17 protein-coding genes and 1 pseudogene are annotated in these 16869 nt (G+C 50.3%); 6 read left to right on the forward strand and 12 right to left on the reverse strand.

Annotated elements, in window-relative coordinates; all coding sequences use genetic code 11:
- Positions 1-239, forward strand: a pseudogene (locus ED901_RS15405) (LysR family transcriptional regulator); the annotation flags it as partial.
- 163 nt (positions 240-402) lie between these two features.
- Here ED901_RS15405 and ED901_RS15410 read toward each other — a convergent pair.
- From ED901_RS15410 to ED901_RS15430, 5 genes are all read right to left on the reverse strand, one after another.
- Complete coding sequence (locus ED901_RS15410; RefSeq protein WP_122096438.1) at positions 403-1617, reverse strand: acyltransferase; 1215 nt, start codon at positions 1615-1617, stop codon at positions 403-405.
- Positions 1618-1810: 193 nt separating this feature from the next.
- Positions 1811-2647, reverse strand: coding sequence for an MBL fold metallo-hydrolase (locus ED901_RS15415; RefSeq protein ID WP_122096439.1), 837 nt, complete (start codon positions 2645-2647; stop codon positions 1811-1813).
- A 10-nt stretch (positions 2648-2657) separates the two neighbouring features.
- On the reverse strand, positions 2658-2984 hold the full coding sequence (locus ED901_RS15420; RefSeq protein ID WP_122096440.1) for a hypothetical protein: 327 nt from the start codon (positions 2982-2984) through the stop codon (positions 2658-2660).
- Between the two features lie 43 nt (positions 2985-3027).
- Positions 3028-3594 (reverse strand): peptidylprolyl isomerase, encoded by a 567-nt coding sequence (locus ED901_RS15425; RefSeq protein ID WP_122096441.1) that lies wholly within the window; start codon positions 3592-3594, stop codon positions 3028-3030.
- Between the two features lie 17 nt (positions 3595-3611).
- Positions 3612-4394 carry an alpha/beta fold hydrolase gene (locus tag ED901_RS15430; protein ID WP_122096442.1) on the reverse strand — a complete coding sequence of 261 codons (783 nt, stop codon included), beginning with the start codon at positions 4392-4394 and terminating at the stop codon, positions 3612-3614.
- Positions 4395-4727: 333 nt separating this feature from the next.
- On the opposite strand from ED901_RS15430, the gene ED901_RS15435 reads away from it, so the two are divergent.
- From ED901_RS15435 to ED901_RS15445, 3 genes are all read left to right on the forward strand, one after another.
- Positions 4728-5141, forward strand: a complete 414-nt coding sequence (locus ED901_RS15435; protein WP_240993948.1) for an FAD-dependent oxidoreductase — start codon at positions 4728-4730, stop codon at positions 5139-5141.
- A 190-nt stretch (positions 5142-5331) separates the two neighbouring features.
- Positions 5332-5979 (forward strand): hypothetical protein, encoded by a 648-nt coding sequence (locus ED901_RS15440; RefSeq protein WP_122096443.1) that lies wholly within the window; start codon positions 5332-5334, stop codon positions 5977-5979.
- 254 nt (positions 5980-6233) lie between these two features.
- On the forward strand, positions 6234-6836 hold the full coding sequence (locus tag ED901_RS15445; RefSeq protein WP_122096444.1) for a LysE family translocator: 603 nt from the start codon (positions 6234-6236) through the stop codon (positions 6834-6836).
- 104 nt (positions 6837-6940) lie between these two features.
- On the opposite strand, the gene ED901_RS25150 is transcribed toward ED901_RS15445, so the two are convergent.
- Positions 6941-7186 (reverse strand): hypothetical protein, encoded by a 246-nt coding sequence (locus ED901_RS25150; RefSeq protein WP_162997880.1) that lies wholly within the window; start codon positions 7184-7186, stop codon positions 6941-6943.
- Between the two features lie 167 nt (positions 7187-7353).
- On the opposite strand from ED901_RS25150, the gene ED901_RS15450 reads away from it, so the two are divergent.
- Positions 7354-8391: an aminopeptidase gene (locus ED901_RS15450; RefSeq protein ID WP_122096445.1), complete on the forward strand. Its 1038-nt coding sequence runs from the start codon at positions 7354-7356 to the stop codon at positions 8389-8391.
- Between the two features lie 75 nt (positions 8392-8466).
- Here ED901_RS15450 and ED901_RS15455 read toward each other — a convergent pair whose 3' ends face one another.
- The 4 genes from ED901_RS15455 to ED901_RS15470 all read right to left on the reverse strand — a co-directional run bounded on the left by ED901_RS15455 (position 8467) and on the right by ED901_RS15470 (position 14122).
- The gene (locus ED901_RS15455; protein ID WP_122096446.1) at positions 8467-9198 is read right to left on the reverse strand and encodes a phosphoadenylyl-sulfate reductase; all 732 of its coding nucleotides are present in this window, start codon (positions 9196-9198) and stop codon (positions 8467-8469) included.
- Between the two features lie 24 nt (positions 9199-9222).
- A complete protein-coding gene (gene cysI, locus ED901_RS15460) occupies positions 9223-10959 on the reverse strand; it encodes an assimilatory sulfite reductase (NADPH) hemoprotein subunit (RefSeq protein ID WP_056773082.1) in 1737 nt (578 codons plus the stop codon).
- Between the two features lie 27 nt (positions 10960-10986).
- Positions 10987-12789: an NADPH-dependent assimilatory sulfite reductase flavoprotein subunit gene (gene cysJ, locus ED901_RS15465; protein ID WP_122096447.1), complete on the reverse strand. Its 1803-nt coding sequence runs from the start codon at positions 12787-12789 to the stop codon at positions 10987-10989.
- Between the two features lie 343 nt (positions 12790-13132).
- On the reverse strand, positions 13133-14122 hold the full coding sequence (locus tag ED901_RS15470; RefSeq protein WP_122096448.1) for an alpha/beta hydrolase-fold protein: 990 nt from the start codon (positions 14120-14122) through the stop codon (positions 13133-13135).
- A gap of 168 nt (positions 14123-14290) precedes the next feature.
- On the opposite strand from ED901_RS15470, the gene queD reads away from it, so the two are divergent.
- Positions 14291-14653 (forward strand): 6-carboxytetrahydropterin synthase QueD, encoded by a 363-nt coding sequence (gene queD, locus ED901_RS15475; RefSeq protein ID WP_056772857.1) that lies wholly within the window; start codon positions 14291-14293, stop codon positions 14651-14653.
- Between the two features lie 10 nt (positions 14654-14663).
- On the opposite strand, the gene queE is transcribed toward queD, so the two are convergent.
- Both queE and eno read right to left on the reverse strand, forming a co-directional pair.
- Positions 14664-15335 carry a 7-carboxy-7-deazaguanine synthase QueE gene (gene queE, locus ED901_RS15480; RefSeq protein WP_056773084.1) on the reverse strand — a complete coding sequence of 224 codons (672 nt, stop codon included), beginning with the start codon at positions 15333-15335 and terminating at the stop codon, positions 14664-14666.
- A gap of 165 nt (positions 15336-15500) precedes the next feature.
- Entirely contained in the window at positions 15501-16805 is a 1305-nt protein-coding gene (eno, locus tag ED901_RS15485) for a phosphopyruvate hydratase (RefSeq protein ID WP_056772870.1), read from the reverse strand.
- Positions 16806-16869: the final 64 nt, after the last annotated feature.

Here is a 16869-nt window from a genome sequence, read left to right on the forward strand (position 1 = left end):
CCTATCCCGTGCTGTTCTCGAGCATTGCTGCGGGAAAAGGCGTGTCGTTAGTATTACGTTGTTCGATCAGCGGCGAAGTGCAAAACAAGATAAAAATTCACGAACTCTGTGGCCAGTTCAATGACTTCAAAATAGAACTTGTTTACCGTACCGATTCACCTTACCTGGATAGCACTAAATTCAGAGGCATAATGACCTCCGTTTTTCAGGATCCCCGACTGCACAATATCGGTTATTAACTCTTTCGGCGTAAACAGGAACAAATTCCCTATCTTATTGATGGCCACTCATCAAACAGAGGTTGAGAGCATACCTCTGGCGTATGCCCTCCCACTCAAAATATGCTAAATCTTTCGGAATAAACGCTTTTTGATAAAGAGAGAATTAATTCCCTGCCAAAGATTATGCCGGCTTACGCAGAATCAAAAACCCTTTCTTTCTGCACTTTTCCAGGATTAACTTCATCATTGGCACTTCAAAGTACTTATACAAGAATGATGCAAATGAGACGGTGAGAACTAACGCAACGACGAGAAGCATAATACCTTCCGGTAAACTGAATTTTCTCCCGGCGGTGAGATTGAGGAAATAGAAGAGCACTAAAAAATGAACCATATAAAATGCATAAGATATCTCTCCTAACCACACAGACGTTTTAGCGTTCAGCATTGTATTTCGGTTTTTTAAATCATCACCTGCAATCGAAATAATTAATAAACAGACAGGAATAATGAAAACTACACTCATACTGAATTGGTACGGGATGTACATGGATCCGATGTAAGTCACGGCAAGCAGGGCAAGCGAAGCCGTTTTCGTCAGTACGAGTGCTCGTCCGTTCATCAACAACCGTGCTGCAAACATACCGGCCAGAAACTCAAAGATACGTGATGGAGGAAAAATATACGAAATCCAAAAGTGCTGCTGTGAAATAGGAAACGCCCCCATCATCGTGTTTGGCTCAACCCAAAGATAAATATATGTCTGAACCAATAAGGATGCCGCGGTAACGATTGTGAATCCAAGTAAATCGAATTTTTTAGGTATTGCCTTCATGACTCTAAAAAGAAAGGGAAAAGAGAGATAAAACATTGCCTCTATGCAAAGAGACCAGCTGGGTCTGTTACCTACAAAAAAATAGTGAACATCATCAACCCAGGTATTCAATAGCAGAAGATTTGATGTCCATAGTTTATATTGATATATGCTGATAGCGCCAATAATGAACGCCATTACCAGGGTCAGACAGTGGGTGGGATAAATCTTTGCAAACCGTCGCAGGTAAAAATCACCCACGGTGTCGTTATCTTTCGCGGACCACACCATAATAAATCCGCTGAGTATGAAGAAATATGAAACACCCAGCCAACCCGCTTTACCCATGATAACAGTGAAAATATGCTGAACAGTGGGATCTGAAAATGGAGCGAGATCACTGGCCAGCGATGAGTGAAATAAAAATACTAAAAAAGCAGCCCAGAATCTGCTTCCCGTAAGCGATGGCAATTTTGGCGGTGGCGGTAATTTATCTGTCGTGATTGACTGACGACTCTCTACTTCATTTACGTCACCGTGAATAGCATCAAGACTTATTTCTCTGTTTATTGCAGGATTCATTGCGTTCCCCCTGAGGATAGGATTTTATGCCGGAAAATTTATTCAGTTGTATAGCGACAATGTTACACAGGAAAAAATTAATAACGGCAAGGCAACGTCAGTGGGTCTGGTATATCTCCAAAAATGCCACGTTGCGTTGCCGGTCAGGAAATAAATTCATTTCAGAGCAGAACGTCATACCTACAGTTGTTAACTATTCGATATCGACGATCCCATATCCCGATTTACGCTTTTCAATATAACCAAATCCTTGCTCACCAAAATGCATACCACCGACCAGGATCTTGTCCAGGCTAACCCTCTCAAGCAGGTGAGTACGTGTCTCTGCCGCCAGTTGAGGATCATAGTCAAAGGCAATGGCAACCTCCGGTTTAAGCAGTTGAATATGAGGGAAATGAACAATATCACCCCAAATCAACAGACCGCTTTTGCTGCCCTCAATCCGGTACCCCGTATGCCCCGGCGTGTGACCTTTCAGCGGGATGGCAAAAACGCCGGGAAATATCTCGCCATTGTCGACCAGGCGAAGACTTTTCTGATACTTTTTAAATATGCTCCGCGCTAACAGGAAATTACCTTTTATCCGGTCACTGACGGCAGCGAAATTTTCATCGTCTTCCAGATAATTAAATTCATCGCCATTGATGATCAATTCGGCATTCGGAAATACAGCTTCACCTTCTGCACTTAATAAACCGCCAATATGGTCTGGATGTGCGTGGGTGAGAAGAACGGCGTCAATATCGTCAGGTTGTATATCCAGCCTGGCGAGATTGGCAATCAGCCTGCCTCCCCATCCCTTAACACCACCTGCCCCGCTATCAATAAGAGTATTTTTTCCTTTCCTGCGTATTAAGAAGGTATTGATATGCACCGCATTGAGTTCACTGACTTGTGCGCTGCGCTGAATTTCCTCGCACTCTTGTTCATCCACATTTGAAAGCATTCCGAACCCGACCTGCAAATATCCATCGCTCACCGCTATGACCTCTGTATCGCCGAGATCTCTGGTTGGAAAATTGGCATTCATAATCTGTTCCTTAGTTCTTTGCATAAATATTACTCGCGTCAAAAGAGAAACAACGAATTCTCGCTGTGACTCCTGTCTTCTCCTTAATTAATAAATCCACCTGATGCATGAATTCATTCAGCACTGACACCGTTCGGAAAACTTCCTGCCTGAGCCTGGCTTCAAAGTAGACCGGCGTGCCAAAACCTATCTCTGCGGTGAGAACGCTGATGTGAATATTATTTTCTTTCGCTTTCAGTATCTCTTTGGCGAGAAGGGCTAAAGCGGTTGAAAATTCCGCAAAAGAATCTGCATCTAACCGATGGCTTGCAGACGTATAGAGCGTAATGCTGGGCATTTTACATCGACTCCTTCGAATGAATAATTAACCCGTTGGCGGTTTATACTGCTCTGGCAGAGACTAACCTCATGCTTTTTATGATATCCGGATTAACCACCGTGCCTATTTCAGGCTCCCCCTGGCGGAGCTTATCAATTAACTCAATGCCACGCGTGACTTGCCCAAAAGCCGTGTATTTTTGGTCTAAATACCCTGCTCTGGCGGAGGTGATAAAAAACTGATGGCTGGCGCTGTGTGGATGCCGTGATCTGGCCATGCCGACTGTACCTCGCTCGAAAGGCAGAGGATTAAATTCTGCGGTCAGCACCGGTAATCTCATGTAATCCAGCCCTGTCTCTTTTATCGGATCACCCGTTTGCGCCATAAAACCCTCAATGACCCGGCTAAACGGCATGCCATCGTAAAATTTGGCCTGCACCAGAGATTTTATGCGTTCAACATGCCGGGGGGCTAAATCGGAAAATAAACGGATGATGACGGATCCCCCCTTCAGTTCCATCTCGAGGAGATCGCCCTCCTGATCCATTAACCCTTTTAATGCGGCAGGAAGCATTAAAGCACCTGCGCACAGGCTCAGGCTTGCGCCTATAAACAACCGACGATTCATAAGATTCACTCCGAGTGTTAATGCGTATCCTTCTTCTCAATAAACGAGACGATTTCATCAGTAAGCGCCTCGGGTTGCTCAAAATTCGGTAAATGCGCTGCGTCGGGCAGGGTATGCAATTCTGCATGACGCTTTTCGGCCAGCCGTTGCGCGTAGTCCGGGGGCGTAAGTTGATCCTCGCTCCCTCTCACCACAACAGCCCTTACCCCCGGAATAGTCATATCGGTCAGATCGGTATCGGCGATGGCATAAGAGCAACCCGCGAAGGCTTCAACGGTTGTCCGGCGCAGCATCTGCTTCATCCCGTCTGCGTAAGGCGAGTCGATAAATTTCGGTGTCACCCATTTGCTTAAAATTCCCATCTCCAGATGTTCGACACCGTGGTGGAATACATCTTCAGCCCTGGCTCGCCAGAGCGAAGGCGGGGCGGCATTCACAAGTGCAGTATCAATAATAATCATTCCCTTAACTCGTTTGGGTATCTTAAATCCAATCCATTGCGCTATTGTCCCGCCGATTGACACCCCTGCCACATAGAACTCATTGATTTGAAGATGATCCAGCGCCGCCACGACATCGTCTGCCAAATCTGACATTGAAAATGGCAGAGCGTCGACTGCGCTTAATCCATGCCCGCGAATGTCCAGGCGAACAACGCGATAACGTTCACTCAGACGCGGCATTTGCAAATCCCAAAGGTGCAAATCCGTCCCCAAAGAATGAAGAAGCACCACCGTAGTTGCATTTTTTTGACCCTGCACATCGACGTGCTGAGTTAATTTAAGTGGCCGAATAAACATTTAATACTCCATATTATTTTTTCAATTTCATGGAAATAAGTGTTCTCGTTATAATGCTAAATATTCAACACGATGCTCACGTTGCTATTATTAAAGTAATTCTCATCTTTGCTCTAACGGATAATTTCGATATCACTATCGAAATTATAGATACGAGCCGGATCGGCCGATCGATCGTCGAAGAGAGACTATTTCTTCCGCTCGCCTTTGTAAGCGCAAATTATCCCACGCGGATCTCCTGCTGCGGCATATCGTTAGCCCAATTACGTATTAGACATCTATACGGCTGTCTATTAGAGATCGCACCACCAGGGATAACGATATGACTCACCCATGAAAATTAAACATTTACCTCTTGATCAAAATATCAATGGTTGGGCCGCGCTGCGGGGTATTACGCCACGTCATCCCGGCTTGCACGGTAAGGTTACGGCTGACTGGCTGGTGATTGGCGCCGGGTTTGCGGGGCTGGTATTTGCACGGCGAATTGCCGAACTTCGTCCGCACGAAGACGTGGTGGTGCTTGAAGCGCTGGATGTTGCGGATAATGCCTCGGCGCGTAATTCGGGATTTGTTATCGATTTGCCTCATACCGTCGGCAGCACGTCGGCTGAGCTGGAGCAGGCGCATACTTATCCCCGCCTTTTACAGTACGGACTTCAACATCTGAAAGACACCGTCGATCAGCATGGGATCGCGTGCGACTGGCACACAGCAGACAAACACGTGACGCTGAAGGTCTGCTGAGAGCGAGGAGCGGAAGTACGCATTTTATCTCTCAGTTGATTGAGGAATTACTAACTGGGCATAAAAATCAGCCATACAAATAAAACAGGTATTCTGAGCGCGCCATGAATTTTGGGGGTAGCGGGTATCAGAATTCGATGTAAAGTATATTGTGTCTTTGCACCTTACATTTCGTGTTTAAAGAGGGATTATGAATAATAAAATTATCGTGGGTGTGTTGCTTGCATGCGTTTCCGGTAATGTTTTTAGTGAACCTTTACAAGAAGATAGTCAACCTATATCGCTGAAATTAAGTGATAATTCTTTGAAAGAGGTAAATACCTGCGAAGATTTTATCGCGCTTCGCCGTGCGGGTAAGACGGTGACCGACTTGCCGAATTTGCCCGACCGCTTTACTGATATGGCCAGAGGCTCATTGACTAATTGCTATCTCACGACCTACGCCAAAGATCATGGATTAACCGAAATTAAACCGGCTTCGCAAGCCCCGACTCTGAAAGAAATAGTAGATCATTTCCCTGCGTCCGCTGCAATTGCGATTAGCAATGAAGAAGTCGCTAAAGTTAAATCACTTTACCAAAATAAAACCATACGACAGAAAGAACCGGATTTGAAACCTGATAATAATGGACGCATGGTTTCTACGAAATCTGCTGATGGCTACCTGATAAGCAATCACCGAACTTTTAAGGATAAAGACGGGAAGATTATCGATTTTATCACACTGGGCAAGTTTGTAACCCAAGGTACATGGGGGGAGTCCACGACTTACGAGATTCTTTCCAAAAGCAACCCGGTGTGGAAAATTCAGGAGATTAATGAAAACTCCCCACTTTGATGAAGGTATGCTTAACCTTGTTGTTGGGCCTATGTTGGTGTGTGAACCAGCATTCCCGCCGGTACCCAAGGAGCCAGGGGCATCATAACTATGAATAGTGCCATAATACAAAACACCTGACGCTGAAGGTCTGACGAGAGCGAGGAGCCGACCTTTCATTCATGGCGGCTATATGTTTTCATTGTGTTAAATACAACATTCTCGAAGCGCCTTGACTGGCAATACAGTAGAGCGTCAATGACTATCAAAAATCTATGGATCTAAACCTTCTTGGGTTTATGCCAGCACTACTCCCTGTTGCACTGTCCCCCGGAGCAAGTTTCACTCTTGTTATGAGCGGTGCTCTGGCAGGCGGTCACAAAGGGCTGTTCAGGACTCTTGCCGGAACAGCTTTGGGCATTTATACCCACGCAGTTCTCATAGGGTTTGGTATTACCGCTGTGCTCATATCTTCTCCAGCAATTTTTGCTGTGTTGAAATTTTTCGGAACTGCCTATCTGCTCTGGTTAGGAGCGATGCTTATACTCAACGGCATAAGGGCAAACCCAGAAGGGTTTGCTGATACGAAGCATTCGGTGACTTTAAGAGAGGCCTGGATAGCGAATGTTTTGAATCCTAAAGCCATCATTTTCTATCTGACAGTCGTTTCTCAGTTCGCAGGGGTACAGGGAGGTGTTTGCAACTATCTGACACTGGCATCAGTACATGTAGTCGTTATGAGCGTTTGGCTTTACGCTGTTAGCCAAACACTGATCTTTTCAGTAAAAAAAGCCAACCCATTAATGCTCAAAAAATACGTCAACATTGCGGGCGGGATGTTGCTAATTGCTTTTTCTCTGCACAGCCTGATCCCGTAATTCATCACCTATAGCGACAACGTCCGCTCTTGGCCGATTTCTGCTTGTCACGACCGACAGCTATGGCCGACTGTCGCCGGTCAAGCCAGCGGCCTTGTCGCTATTTAGGAGCCATTTGGTGTGGAGTGCAAGAATTTACCGCCTTTAGCTTCAACTACCGAGCGAACGGCCCCGGCGTCTGATTTCGAGCCGATAAATGCAAGTTGTAATTTAGAAAGCTTAGTTGATGTGTTACTTAAAGCTGCAATGGCTGAGTTAGCTGCAAAAGAACTATTAGTTACTAAATGGAATATAGAGCGCCAGGCGGCGCTCGGTCTTGCGGGATTTTTCTCTGCCTGAATATTTTTCATGACCCTTTCGCCTATGGCGGTCGCGACAAAAAGAGCGATTTCGGATTTGGGAAATTGTCTATTGGCTCACACAATCGCATACTATCCGCCCTGTAAGACCGCCACGCGCGGCCTGCTGCTTTGATTGCCTTCCGGTCACCCTGACCAATTTACAAGGATTTTTGGCTATGTTTTCTTTCTTACGCATGAAGCTGTCGCTGCTGGCTTTAGGCCTGAGCTGCGCCGGTATGGGCCATGCGCTGGCGGCCACTGCGCCGCTTCCCCCGATGGGCAAAATTGCCAGTCAGCAAATTCGTCATATCGCCACCTATTTTCCGGGGCGGATGGCAGGCAGTCCGGCGGAGCTGATCGCCGCCGAATATCTGAATCAGCAATTTACTAAATTCGGTTACCAGAGCAATCTGCGCGGTTTCGATACCCGTTATCTCTACACCAGTAACGATGGCAAGCAGGACTGGCACACCCTTCATGCCACATCGGTGATCGCCGCGCGCGCCGGTGAAGTACCACAGCAAATCATTGTGATGGCCCATTTCGACACCTATATGCCGCAAAGTGACGCCGACACCAATCACAACCTTGGCGGCCTGACGTTGCAGGGTGTCGATGACAATGCGTCCGGCATCGGCGTGATGATGGAGCTGGCCGAGCGGATGGAAGCCATCCCGACGCATTACAGCCTGCGTTTTGTTGCGCTGAGTGCCGAAGAAACCGGGGCGAAAGGCGCAGAAGATTTTATCAAGCGGATGAGTGCGGAAGAGAAGAAAAATACGCTGCTGGTGATCAATCTGGATTCACTGATCACCGGCGATAAGTTGTATTTCAACAGCGGGGTGAACACCTCGGCGGCGGTGGCTAAACTGACCCGCGTGCGGGCAATTAATATTGCCCACAGTCTGGGGATCCCGGCGGAGAGTCATGCAGGGGCACATTGCTGTGAAGGTTTACAGGCGCTGGACGATGCGCGTCTGCCGCTGCTGAATGTCACTGCCACCAATTACGCGCTGGGTAAAAAAGACGGCGTCCAGCAACGGGCGATCAGCAGCCATTTCCCGCTGGGCACTGCACGGTATCAGAGCCAGTTTGATAATCTGCAATATCTCGACAGCGTGTTACCGGGGCGCATCGACAAGCGCGCCAGAGACAGTGTGAAAGTATTGTTCCCGCTGCTGAAAGCGCTGGCGAAACCGGCAAAACACGCCTGACTTTTTACTGGTCGTGCAATTGAAAACGGACGCCATAAGCGTCCGTTTTTTTATTGGGAAAGATGCAGCAAAAGATTATTCGTGCAGGCCGCATTCACGTTTCAGACCAAAGAAGCGCGTGTCTTCTTCCTTCATCCCTTCTTCCCACTTTTTCGTGGTATGGGTGTCACCCACCGAAAGATAGCCCTGATCCCAGAGCGGGTGATAACTCAGACCGTTGTCTTTCAGATATTGGAAAATCTGCCGATTGTCCCAGTCGATAATCGGCAGGAGCTTAAACACCCCGCGCTGAACGGCCAGCACCGGCAGATGCGCACGGCTGCCAGACTGCTCACGCCGCAGACCAGCGAACCAGGTCTGCACGCCGAGTTGCTCAATCGCACGGTTCATCGGCTCAACTTTGTTGATCTGATTGTACTGTTCGATCCCTTCTACGCCCTGTTCCCAAAGCTTACCGTAGCGCGCTTCCTGCCACGCGGCTGACTGTTCTGCGCGAAACACCTGCAGATTCAGGTTCAGCTGTTCAGTGAGCGTATCGATGAACTGATAAGTTTCCGGAAACAGATAACCGGTATCGGTAAGGATCACCGGAATATCGGATTTCTGCTGAGTCACCAGATGCAGACAAACTGCCGCCTGAATGCCGAAACTGGAGGAAAGCGCGAATTCGCCGGGCATATTTTCCAGCGCCCATTGCACACGCTCCTGTGCCGACAGCTTTTCGAGGCTGACGTTAATTTCCGCCAGCGCCATCGCCTGCCCGGATTTCGGTAACTCATTCAATTGCGCAAGACTGAGTAAACTCATAGCGTCTCCGATAAGTCGTCGTGCTTAGTCGTAAAAATCACGAGCCGGATCGAGCACCGGCCTGATGATGCCTGCGCGGATCACAAAGTCGCCGAAGCCTTCGTTTGTTTCGCGCTCTTTTGCCCAGCGACCCACCAGCTCATCGATGATGCTCAGGATCTCTGTATCAGAAATATTTTCGCGGTACATACGCGGAATGCGCGTACCCGCACGATTGCCGCCAAGATGCAGGTTGTAGCGGTTCATCGCTTTGCCGACTAAACCGATCTCAGCCAGCAATGCACGCCCGCAACCGTTGGGGCACCCGGTGACGCGCAGAACGATATGTTCATCGCCTACGCCGTGGCCATGCATGATACCTTCGACTTTGGTCACAAATTCCGGCAGGAAGCGTTCTGCTTCTGCCATCGCCAGCGGGCAGGTCGGATAAGACACGCAGGCCATCGAGTTTTTGCGCTGCTCGGTGACGCCGTCGTCGATCAGGCCGTGATTACGCGCCAGCGTTTCGATCGCGTCTTTGTCTTTTTCCGAAACACCCGCCACGATCAGGTTCTGGTTAGCAGTAAGCCTGAAATCGCCTTTATGGATCTTAGCAATTTCTGCCAGACCGGTTTTCAGCGGCTTACCCGGATAATCGAGAATACGGCCATTTTCGATAAACAGCGTCAGGTGCCATTGTTTGTCGATGCCTTTAACCCAACCGATGCGATCGCCGCGACCGGTGAATTCATAAGGGCGGATATCCGCAAACTGAATCCCGGCGCGTTTTTCAACTTCGGCTTTGAATACCGGCACACCCACGCGTTCCAGGGTGTATTTGGTTTTGGCGTTTTTACGGTTAGTACGGTTGCCCCAGTCGCGCTGCGTGGTGACCACCGCTTCGGCCACGGCCAGCGTATTCTCCAGCGGAATAAAGCCCAGCTCGCTCGCGGTGCGTGCGTATGTGGCTTTATCGCCGTGTGCGATAGAAAGCCCGCCGCCGACCAGCACGTTGAAGCCGACCAGTTTGCCGTTGTCAGCAATTGCCACGAAGTTCAAATCGTTAGCGTGAAGATCCACATCATTTTGCGGCGGGATCACCACGGTGGTTTTGAATTTACGCGGCAAATACGTTGCGCCGAGGATCGGCTCTTCGTCGGTAGTTTCGACTTTTTCCTGATCCAGCCACACTTCGGCGTAAGCCCGCGTGCGCGGCAGCAGGTGTTCGGAGATTTTCTTCGCCCACTGATACGCTTCCTGATGCAGTTCTGACTCCACCGGATTCGACGTACACAACACGTTACGGTTAACGTCGTTGGCGGTCGCCAGCGCATCCAGACCCAGCTTGTTCAGCAGCTGATGCACGGGTTTGACGTTCGGCTTAAGAATGCCGTGGAACTGGAATGTCTGACGGTTCGTGATACGGATGCTGCCGTAAATCGTGCTGTCATCGGCGAATTTGTCGATGCCAAGCCACTGCGCAGGTGTCATCACCCCGCCCGGCAAACGGCAGCGCAGCATCATGGCATGACGCGGCTCCAGTTTTTGCTCGGCACGTTCGGCACGGATATCACGGTCATCCTGCTGATACATGCCATGGAAACGGATTAACAGAAAGTTGTCACCGTTAAAACCGCCAGTCAGGCCGTCTTTTAAATCTTCAGTGATGGTTCCGCGCAGGAAATTGCTTTCCTTTTTCAGGCGCTCGGCGTCAGCCAGCGGGGCGTCGACGATTAACGGGCCCGGGCCGGGATTGAGTTCACTCCACAACTTATTGCTCATAAGGTTTTCGCTCATTGCTCAAATTCGTTAATACACGTCGCGCTGATAACGGCGATCCAGGCGCAGCTCACTGAGGTATTCGTCGGCGGTTTCCAGATCCATCACGCCATATTCAGCGATGATCTCCAGTAACGCCTGCTCGACGTCCTTCGCCATACGGTTAGCGTCACCGCAGACATACACGTGCGCGCCTTCCTGCAACCATTGCCAGACTTCCGCACCTTGCTCGCGCAGTTTGTCCTGTACGTAAACTTTTTCAGCCTGATCGCGTGACCATGCCAGAGAGATATGGGTCAGCAGGCCGTCTTTCACGTAACGCTGCCATTCCACCTGATAGAGGAAATCGTCGGTAAAGTGCGGGTTGCCGAAGAACAGCCAGTTTTTGCCAGTGGCGCCATCGTTATCGCGCTGCTGAATAAAGGCGCGGAACGGCGCGATACCGGTACCCGGACCAATCATAATGACCGGCGTTTCAGGATTGGCTGGCAGGCGGAAGTTGTCGTTGTGCTCGATAAACACTTTCAGTTCACCATCTTCTTCCAGACGATCCGCCAGATAACCGGATGCACCGCCAGAACGCGGACGGCCATCGATATCGTAGCGCACCACGCCAACGGTAATATGGACTTCAGATTCGGTTTCCGCCTGCGAAGAGGCGATGGAATAGAGGCGCGGCGTCAGCGGACGCAGTAAATCCACCAGCTGTTGAGCATCCAGCTCAGTCGGCGCGCGGCGCACCATATCGACGAACGGCACGGTCTGCGCGTAGTGCTGAAGCGCAGATTTGTCCGCCAGTAAACCGGTCAGTTGTTCATCACGACACAGACCGGCGTATTTCTCAATGATAGGCGTAGTGTTCTGGGTCAGTTCAATGTGGTGTTGAAGGGCGTCTGAAAGCGACAGTTTTTTATCATTCACTTCAACGGTTTCATCGCCTTTGAGCCACAACAGCTCGACGATTTCCTGCACCAGCTGCGGATCGTTTTCAAACCAGATGCCCAGCGCATCGCCTGGCTGGTAGCGCAAACCGGAATCACCCAGATCAATTTCCAGATGACGAACGTCTTTATCAGAATCCCGACCGGTAATTTTCTGGTTTACCGCGAGGGTCGCCGTCAGCGGCAATTCTTTGGTGTAAGGGCTGCTGTCGACCTGATTCACACTGCCCGCCAGCGTCGGTGCAGGCTGTGCAGAAACGTCAGCCGGTACGCGCTGTTTCAGTACATCGACTATGCGCTTGCGCCACGCCTGCGCCACGTCTTTGTACTCAACGTCGGCATCCACGCGGTCTAACAACCGCTCCGCGCCCAGCTCCCCCAGGCGGGTATCAAAGTCTTTCCCGGCCTGACAGAAGAATTCGTAAGACGTATCGCCAAGTGCAAACACCGCAAAGGCGGTATCTTTCATTTGCGGCGCTTTTTTGGATTGCAGGAATTTATGCAGCGCGACGGCTTCTTCCGCCTGCTCGCCTTCGCCTTGCGTGGAGGCCACGATCAGCAGCAGTTTTTCCTGTCCAATTTGCTTGAATTTGTAGTCACCGGCGTTCACCAGATTGACGTTCAGCTTCGCGGCGATCAAATCGTCACGCAGTTGCTCGGCAACGCGGCGGGCATTGCCGGTTTGCGATGCGGAGATCAAGGTGATCGACGCCGCTGCCGGGGCGGAAACTGGCGCAGAAACCACGTCAGGTTGCTGGTTTACCCTTCCCCAGAAATAACCGGAGAGCCAGGCCATCTGAGTGGGCGAGAAGTCACCCGTCGCCGATTGAAGGCGGGTCATTTGCTCGGGGGTCAGCGGGAGCAGTGAATTTGGAGGAGCCTGAGTCGTCATCGCGGTACGAATTCCCTTATGCAGAAGCCAGTCATCAATCCGGCCTTTTACGCTTTTCGCGCCCTTTGCGGTTCAACGAGCGCGCAGGAAAGACCTTTATTGTTTGTAAGGTTAACGAGGCGGATGATAACAATTAAAGAAGTGATGGAAATAATAAATAACCAAAAGGACTAAGAGCATTTAGAGGTAAGTTCTAGCGGAAAAACTGGTAAGTGAAGATTTTTATCGCACTGAAATCGCTAAAAAAATTCCCGCACACTTTTCAGGCCCTCAGCAAAGTACCGGATAGATAAAGAAAAACCCCGCCAAAGCGGGGTGATGAATTTTTCTCATTAACCACACATCAGAGATGGAAGGCGTTGTGCTGCTCGAACCAGGCAAACTGTCCGGCGGCGAAAACCGACATCTTACTGCCGCTGTGCCCGACGTCAGAGAGATCAACAAAGTGCCAGTTAAATGGCGTGTTATTTTGCTCAGCCCGTTGCTGGGAAGTCGTGAAATAGCTCTCGGCACGATCCAGACGGTTGGCACCCTGCGCCATGGCTTGCTTGGATTTACGCAACAGGTGATTTTCCGGATCGTCATCTTCTGCACCCACAGCAATCAACACCGGTTTGGCGAAGTAATCGTCCAGTTGCTGCTGACTGACCGCGACCGGTGCTTCACGCAGGCCGTAGGGCCAGCGCTGATCGGTATCAGGCAGAGTCCACCACCCTGCCGCCGCGCACACCGCTGCTTTGACATTGGGTTGCGGTAACAACGTCAGCATACGGTGTACAAACTGGCAGCCCGCACTGTTGCCAAACAGATAGTATTGCTTCTGGCTGGTCACACCCTGCTTTTGCAGCGTGGTAAAAATGTTGTCGACAATACTGAATGCCCACTGGGATTTCGGCTGGCGGTGGTGGGTTTTGCTGTCCACCAGATTACCGAGGTTGTAACCCGCTGCACCCGGAAAATCCTGCTCGCTGAAATGCGGCACCACAACCCGCAAATGATACTGATCGGCCACGGTCATCCAGTCATTACGATACGTGGCCGCATTGCGATCGACACCGGTCATGACCATCACGACAGGCGTGGTTTCGTCTGCACCGGCGGGCTGATAGGTGAAAACTTCCAGCGTCTTTTTGCTTTGCGCCAGAGGAATATGCATCACGCCAGCGCCCGGCGGAAACGTCACTGACACTTTCGCCGCCACCGGCGCTTTCGCCTCGGGGTGAACGGTTTTCGCCACCGCGGGCGCAGGAACCTGTTCGGGCGAGGCGGTTTGTGCCTGAACGCCAGCAGAGATAAACAGCGCCAGGACAGCGCAACGAAGCACAGTAATCATTCACTATCTCAACAGGTTAGTTTCTACCGGCTCACTGTATGCCAGTAACGCTGGCAGTGTAAAGGCAGTAAAAGTCAGGATTTGGTGAAGAAAAGCGCAGTGAAGTCATGGCACGCAGGGCGGTATTCCGGTACTATGCCGCGTTTTTTCGAGCAACGAGACTGCCTCATGACCACCACATTATTTAAAGATTTTCAGTTCGAAGCCGCCCACCATTTGCCGCATGTGCCTGCCGGGCATAAATGCGGACGGTTGCACGGCCACTCTTTCACCGTGCGTTTAGAAATCACCGGTGAAGTGGATCCGTATACCGGCTGGGTAATGGATTTCGCCGATCTGAAAGCCGCGTTCAATCCAACGCTGGAACGTCTCGATCACTACAATCTGAACGATATTCCGGGATTAGAAAACCCGACCAGCGAAGTGCTGGCCGCGTGGATCTGGAACGAGATGAAACCGAAGTTACCTTTGCTCAGCGCCGTGCGAGTGAAAGAAACCTGCACTGCGGGCTGCGTTTACCGCGGCGAATAAACATCGCACGTTATGCGATGTTTAAGTATTTGTGCGTCTGCATCGACAGCCGCCAGTTCCTTGCAATGCAGGTCGCGATGCAAAGTCTGGTGGCTTCTTCTTTTTGGCTGATCGGTTGCAGGGCGATAATTCGCGCTTTGCTGTCAGTCAGTGTTTCCAGCAACGTATCCAGAGCGTCGATATCACGCTGACGCGCCACCGGGTGTTTCACTTCATCAGCACGTTTCAGTGCCTGCGGCAGAATGTCATAGCCTCCGCGCATATTCACTTTTGGCGAAACGGTCACCCAGGTATTCACCGAACAACGCACTTCATGCGTACCGCTGGTTTCAATCTGGCAGCTGAACCCGTTCTTCTCCAGCAGCATCGTCAATGGCATCAGATCATAAATACACGGCTCACCGCCGGTGATCACGATATGGCGGGCGGTGTAGCCTTGCTGCACAATGATGTCCAGCAACTGCTCGGAGGTCGCATTGCCCCATGCATCGCTCTCTTCCGTTTTGACCAGAATGCGCTGCATATCGACTTCCCGATCGGCAATTTTATCCCAGGTGTGTTTGGTGTCGCACCAGCTGCACCCCACCGGACAGCCTTGCAGGCGTACAAAAATCGCCGGCACGCCGGTAAAATAACCTTCCCCTTGCAGGGTTTCGAACATCTCATTTATCGGGTACTGCATCTTTTTCTCAGTCATCTCTAAAAAATCAGCGCGCATTATCACAGATAAGACCTGTGGGACCAAACCTGAGCTGTAAATGAGTATGGCAGATTTCTGTTGCGGGACCTTTCAGGCATAAAAAAACCCGCCGAAGCGGGTTTTTAGAAAGAGTTTACAGCGCAGTAATTACTGGCCTTTCACTTCTTTCAGACCGTTGAACGGTGCAGGTGTGCCTTGTGCAGCCAGCGCTTCTTCGATACGGATCAGCTGGTTGTATTTAGCAACACGGTCAGAACGGCTCATAGAACCTGTTTTGATCTGGCCGGCAGCAGTACCTACAGCCAGGTCAGCGATGGTTGCATCTTCAGTTTCGCCTGAACGGTGAGAGATAACGGCAGTGTAGCCCGCGTCTTTCGCCATTTTGATCGCAGCCAGAGTTTCGGTCAGTGAACCGATCTGGTTGAATTTGATCAGGATGGAGTTAACGATGCCTTTATCGATACCTTCTTTCAGGATCTTGGTGTTGGTAACGAACAGGTCGTCGCCCACCAGCTGGATTTTGTCGCCCAGCACTTTAGTCTGGTATGCGAAACCATCCCAGTCAGATTCGTCCAGACCATCTTCGATAGAAACGATTGGGTATTGTTTGGTCAGGTCTTCCAGGAAGTGAGTGAACTCTTCAGAAGTGAAGGCTTTGTTGCCTTCGCCAGCCAGAACGTATTTGCCATCTTTGTAGAATTCAGATGCTGCGCAGTCCATCGCCAGAGTGATGTCTTTGCCCAGTTCGTAGCCTGCTGCTTTAACCGCTTCCGCGATCACAGACAGTGCTTCTGCGTTAGAACCCAGGTTTGGCGCATAGCCACCTTCGTCACCAACAGCAGTACCCATACCTTTAGATTTCAGAACTTTAGCCAGGGTGTGGAAAACTTCAGAACCCATACGGATGGCTTCTTTCAGCGTTTTCGCACCAACAGGCTGGATCATGAACTCTTGAATATCAACGTTGTTATCAGCGTGTTCGCCGCCGTTGATGATGTTCATCATAGGCAGTGGCATAGAATATTTGCCTGGGGTGCCGTTCAGTTCTGCGATGTGAGCGTACAGTGGCAGACCTTTAGAGGCAGCCGCCGCTTTAGCAGCAGCCAGGGAAACAGCCAGAATCGCGTTAGCACCGAACTGAGATTTGTTCTCAGTACCGTCAAGATCGATCATGATCTTGTCGATGTTAGCCTGGTCTTTCGCGTCTTTACCCATTACTGCCTGAGCAATTGGACCGTTAACAGCAGCAACGGCTTTCAGTACGCCTTTGCCCAGGAAACGGGATTTGTCACCGTCACGCAGTTCCAGCGCTTCGCGGGAACCAGTAGAAGCACCAGATGGTGCAGCAGCCAGACCAACGAAACCGCCTTCCAGATGAACTTCAGCTTCTACGGTCGGGTTACCACGGGAGTCGATGATTTCACGACCGATGACTTTAACGATTTTGGACATTAGGATTTCCTCAGTACAAGTTAACTAAAGCTTCGGACAAGTGATCCCAGGCAGTCTGCCCCGC

The organism is Rahnella sp. Larv3_ips (genome assembly GCF_003697865.1).
In the GTDB taxonomy this organism is placed as follows: domain Bacteria; phylum Pseudomonadota; class Gammaproteobacteria; order Enterobacterales; family Enterobacteriaceae; genus Rahnella; species Rahnella rivi.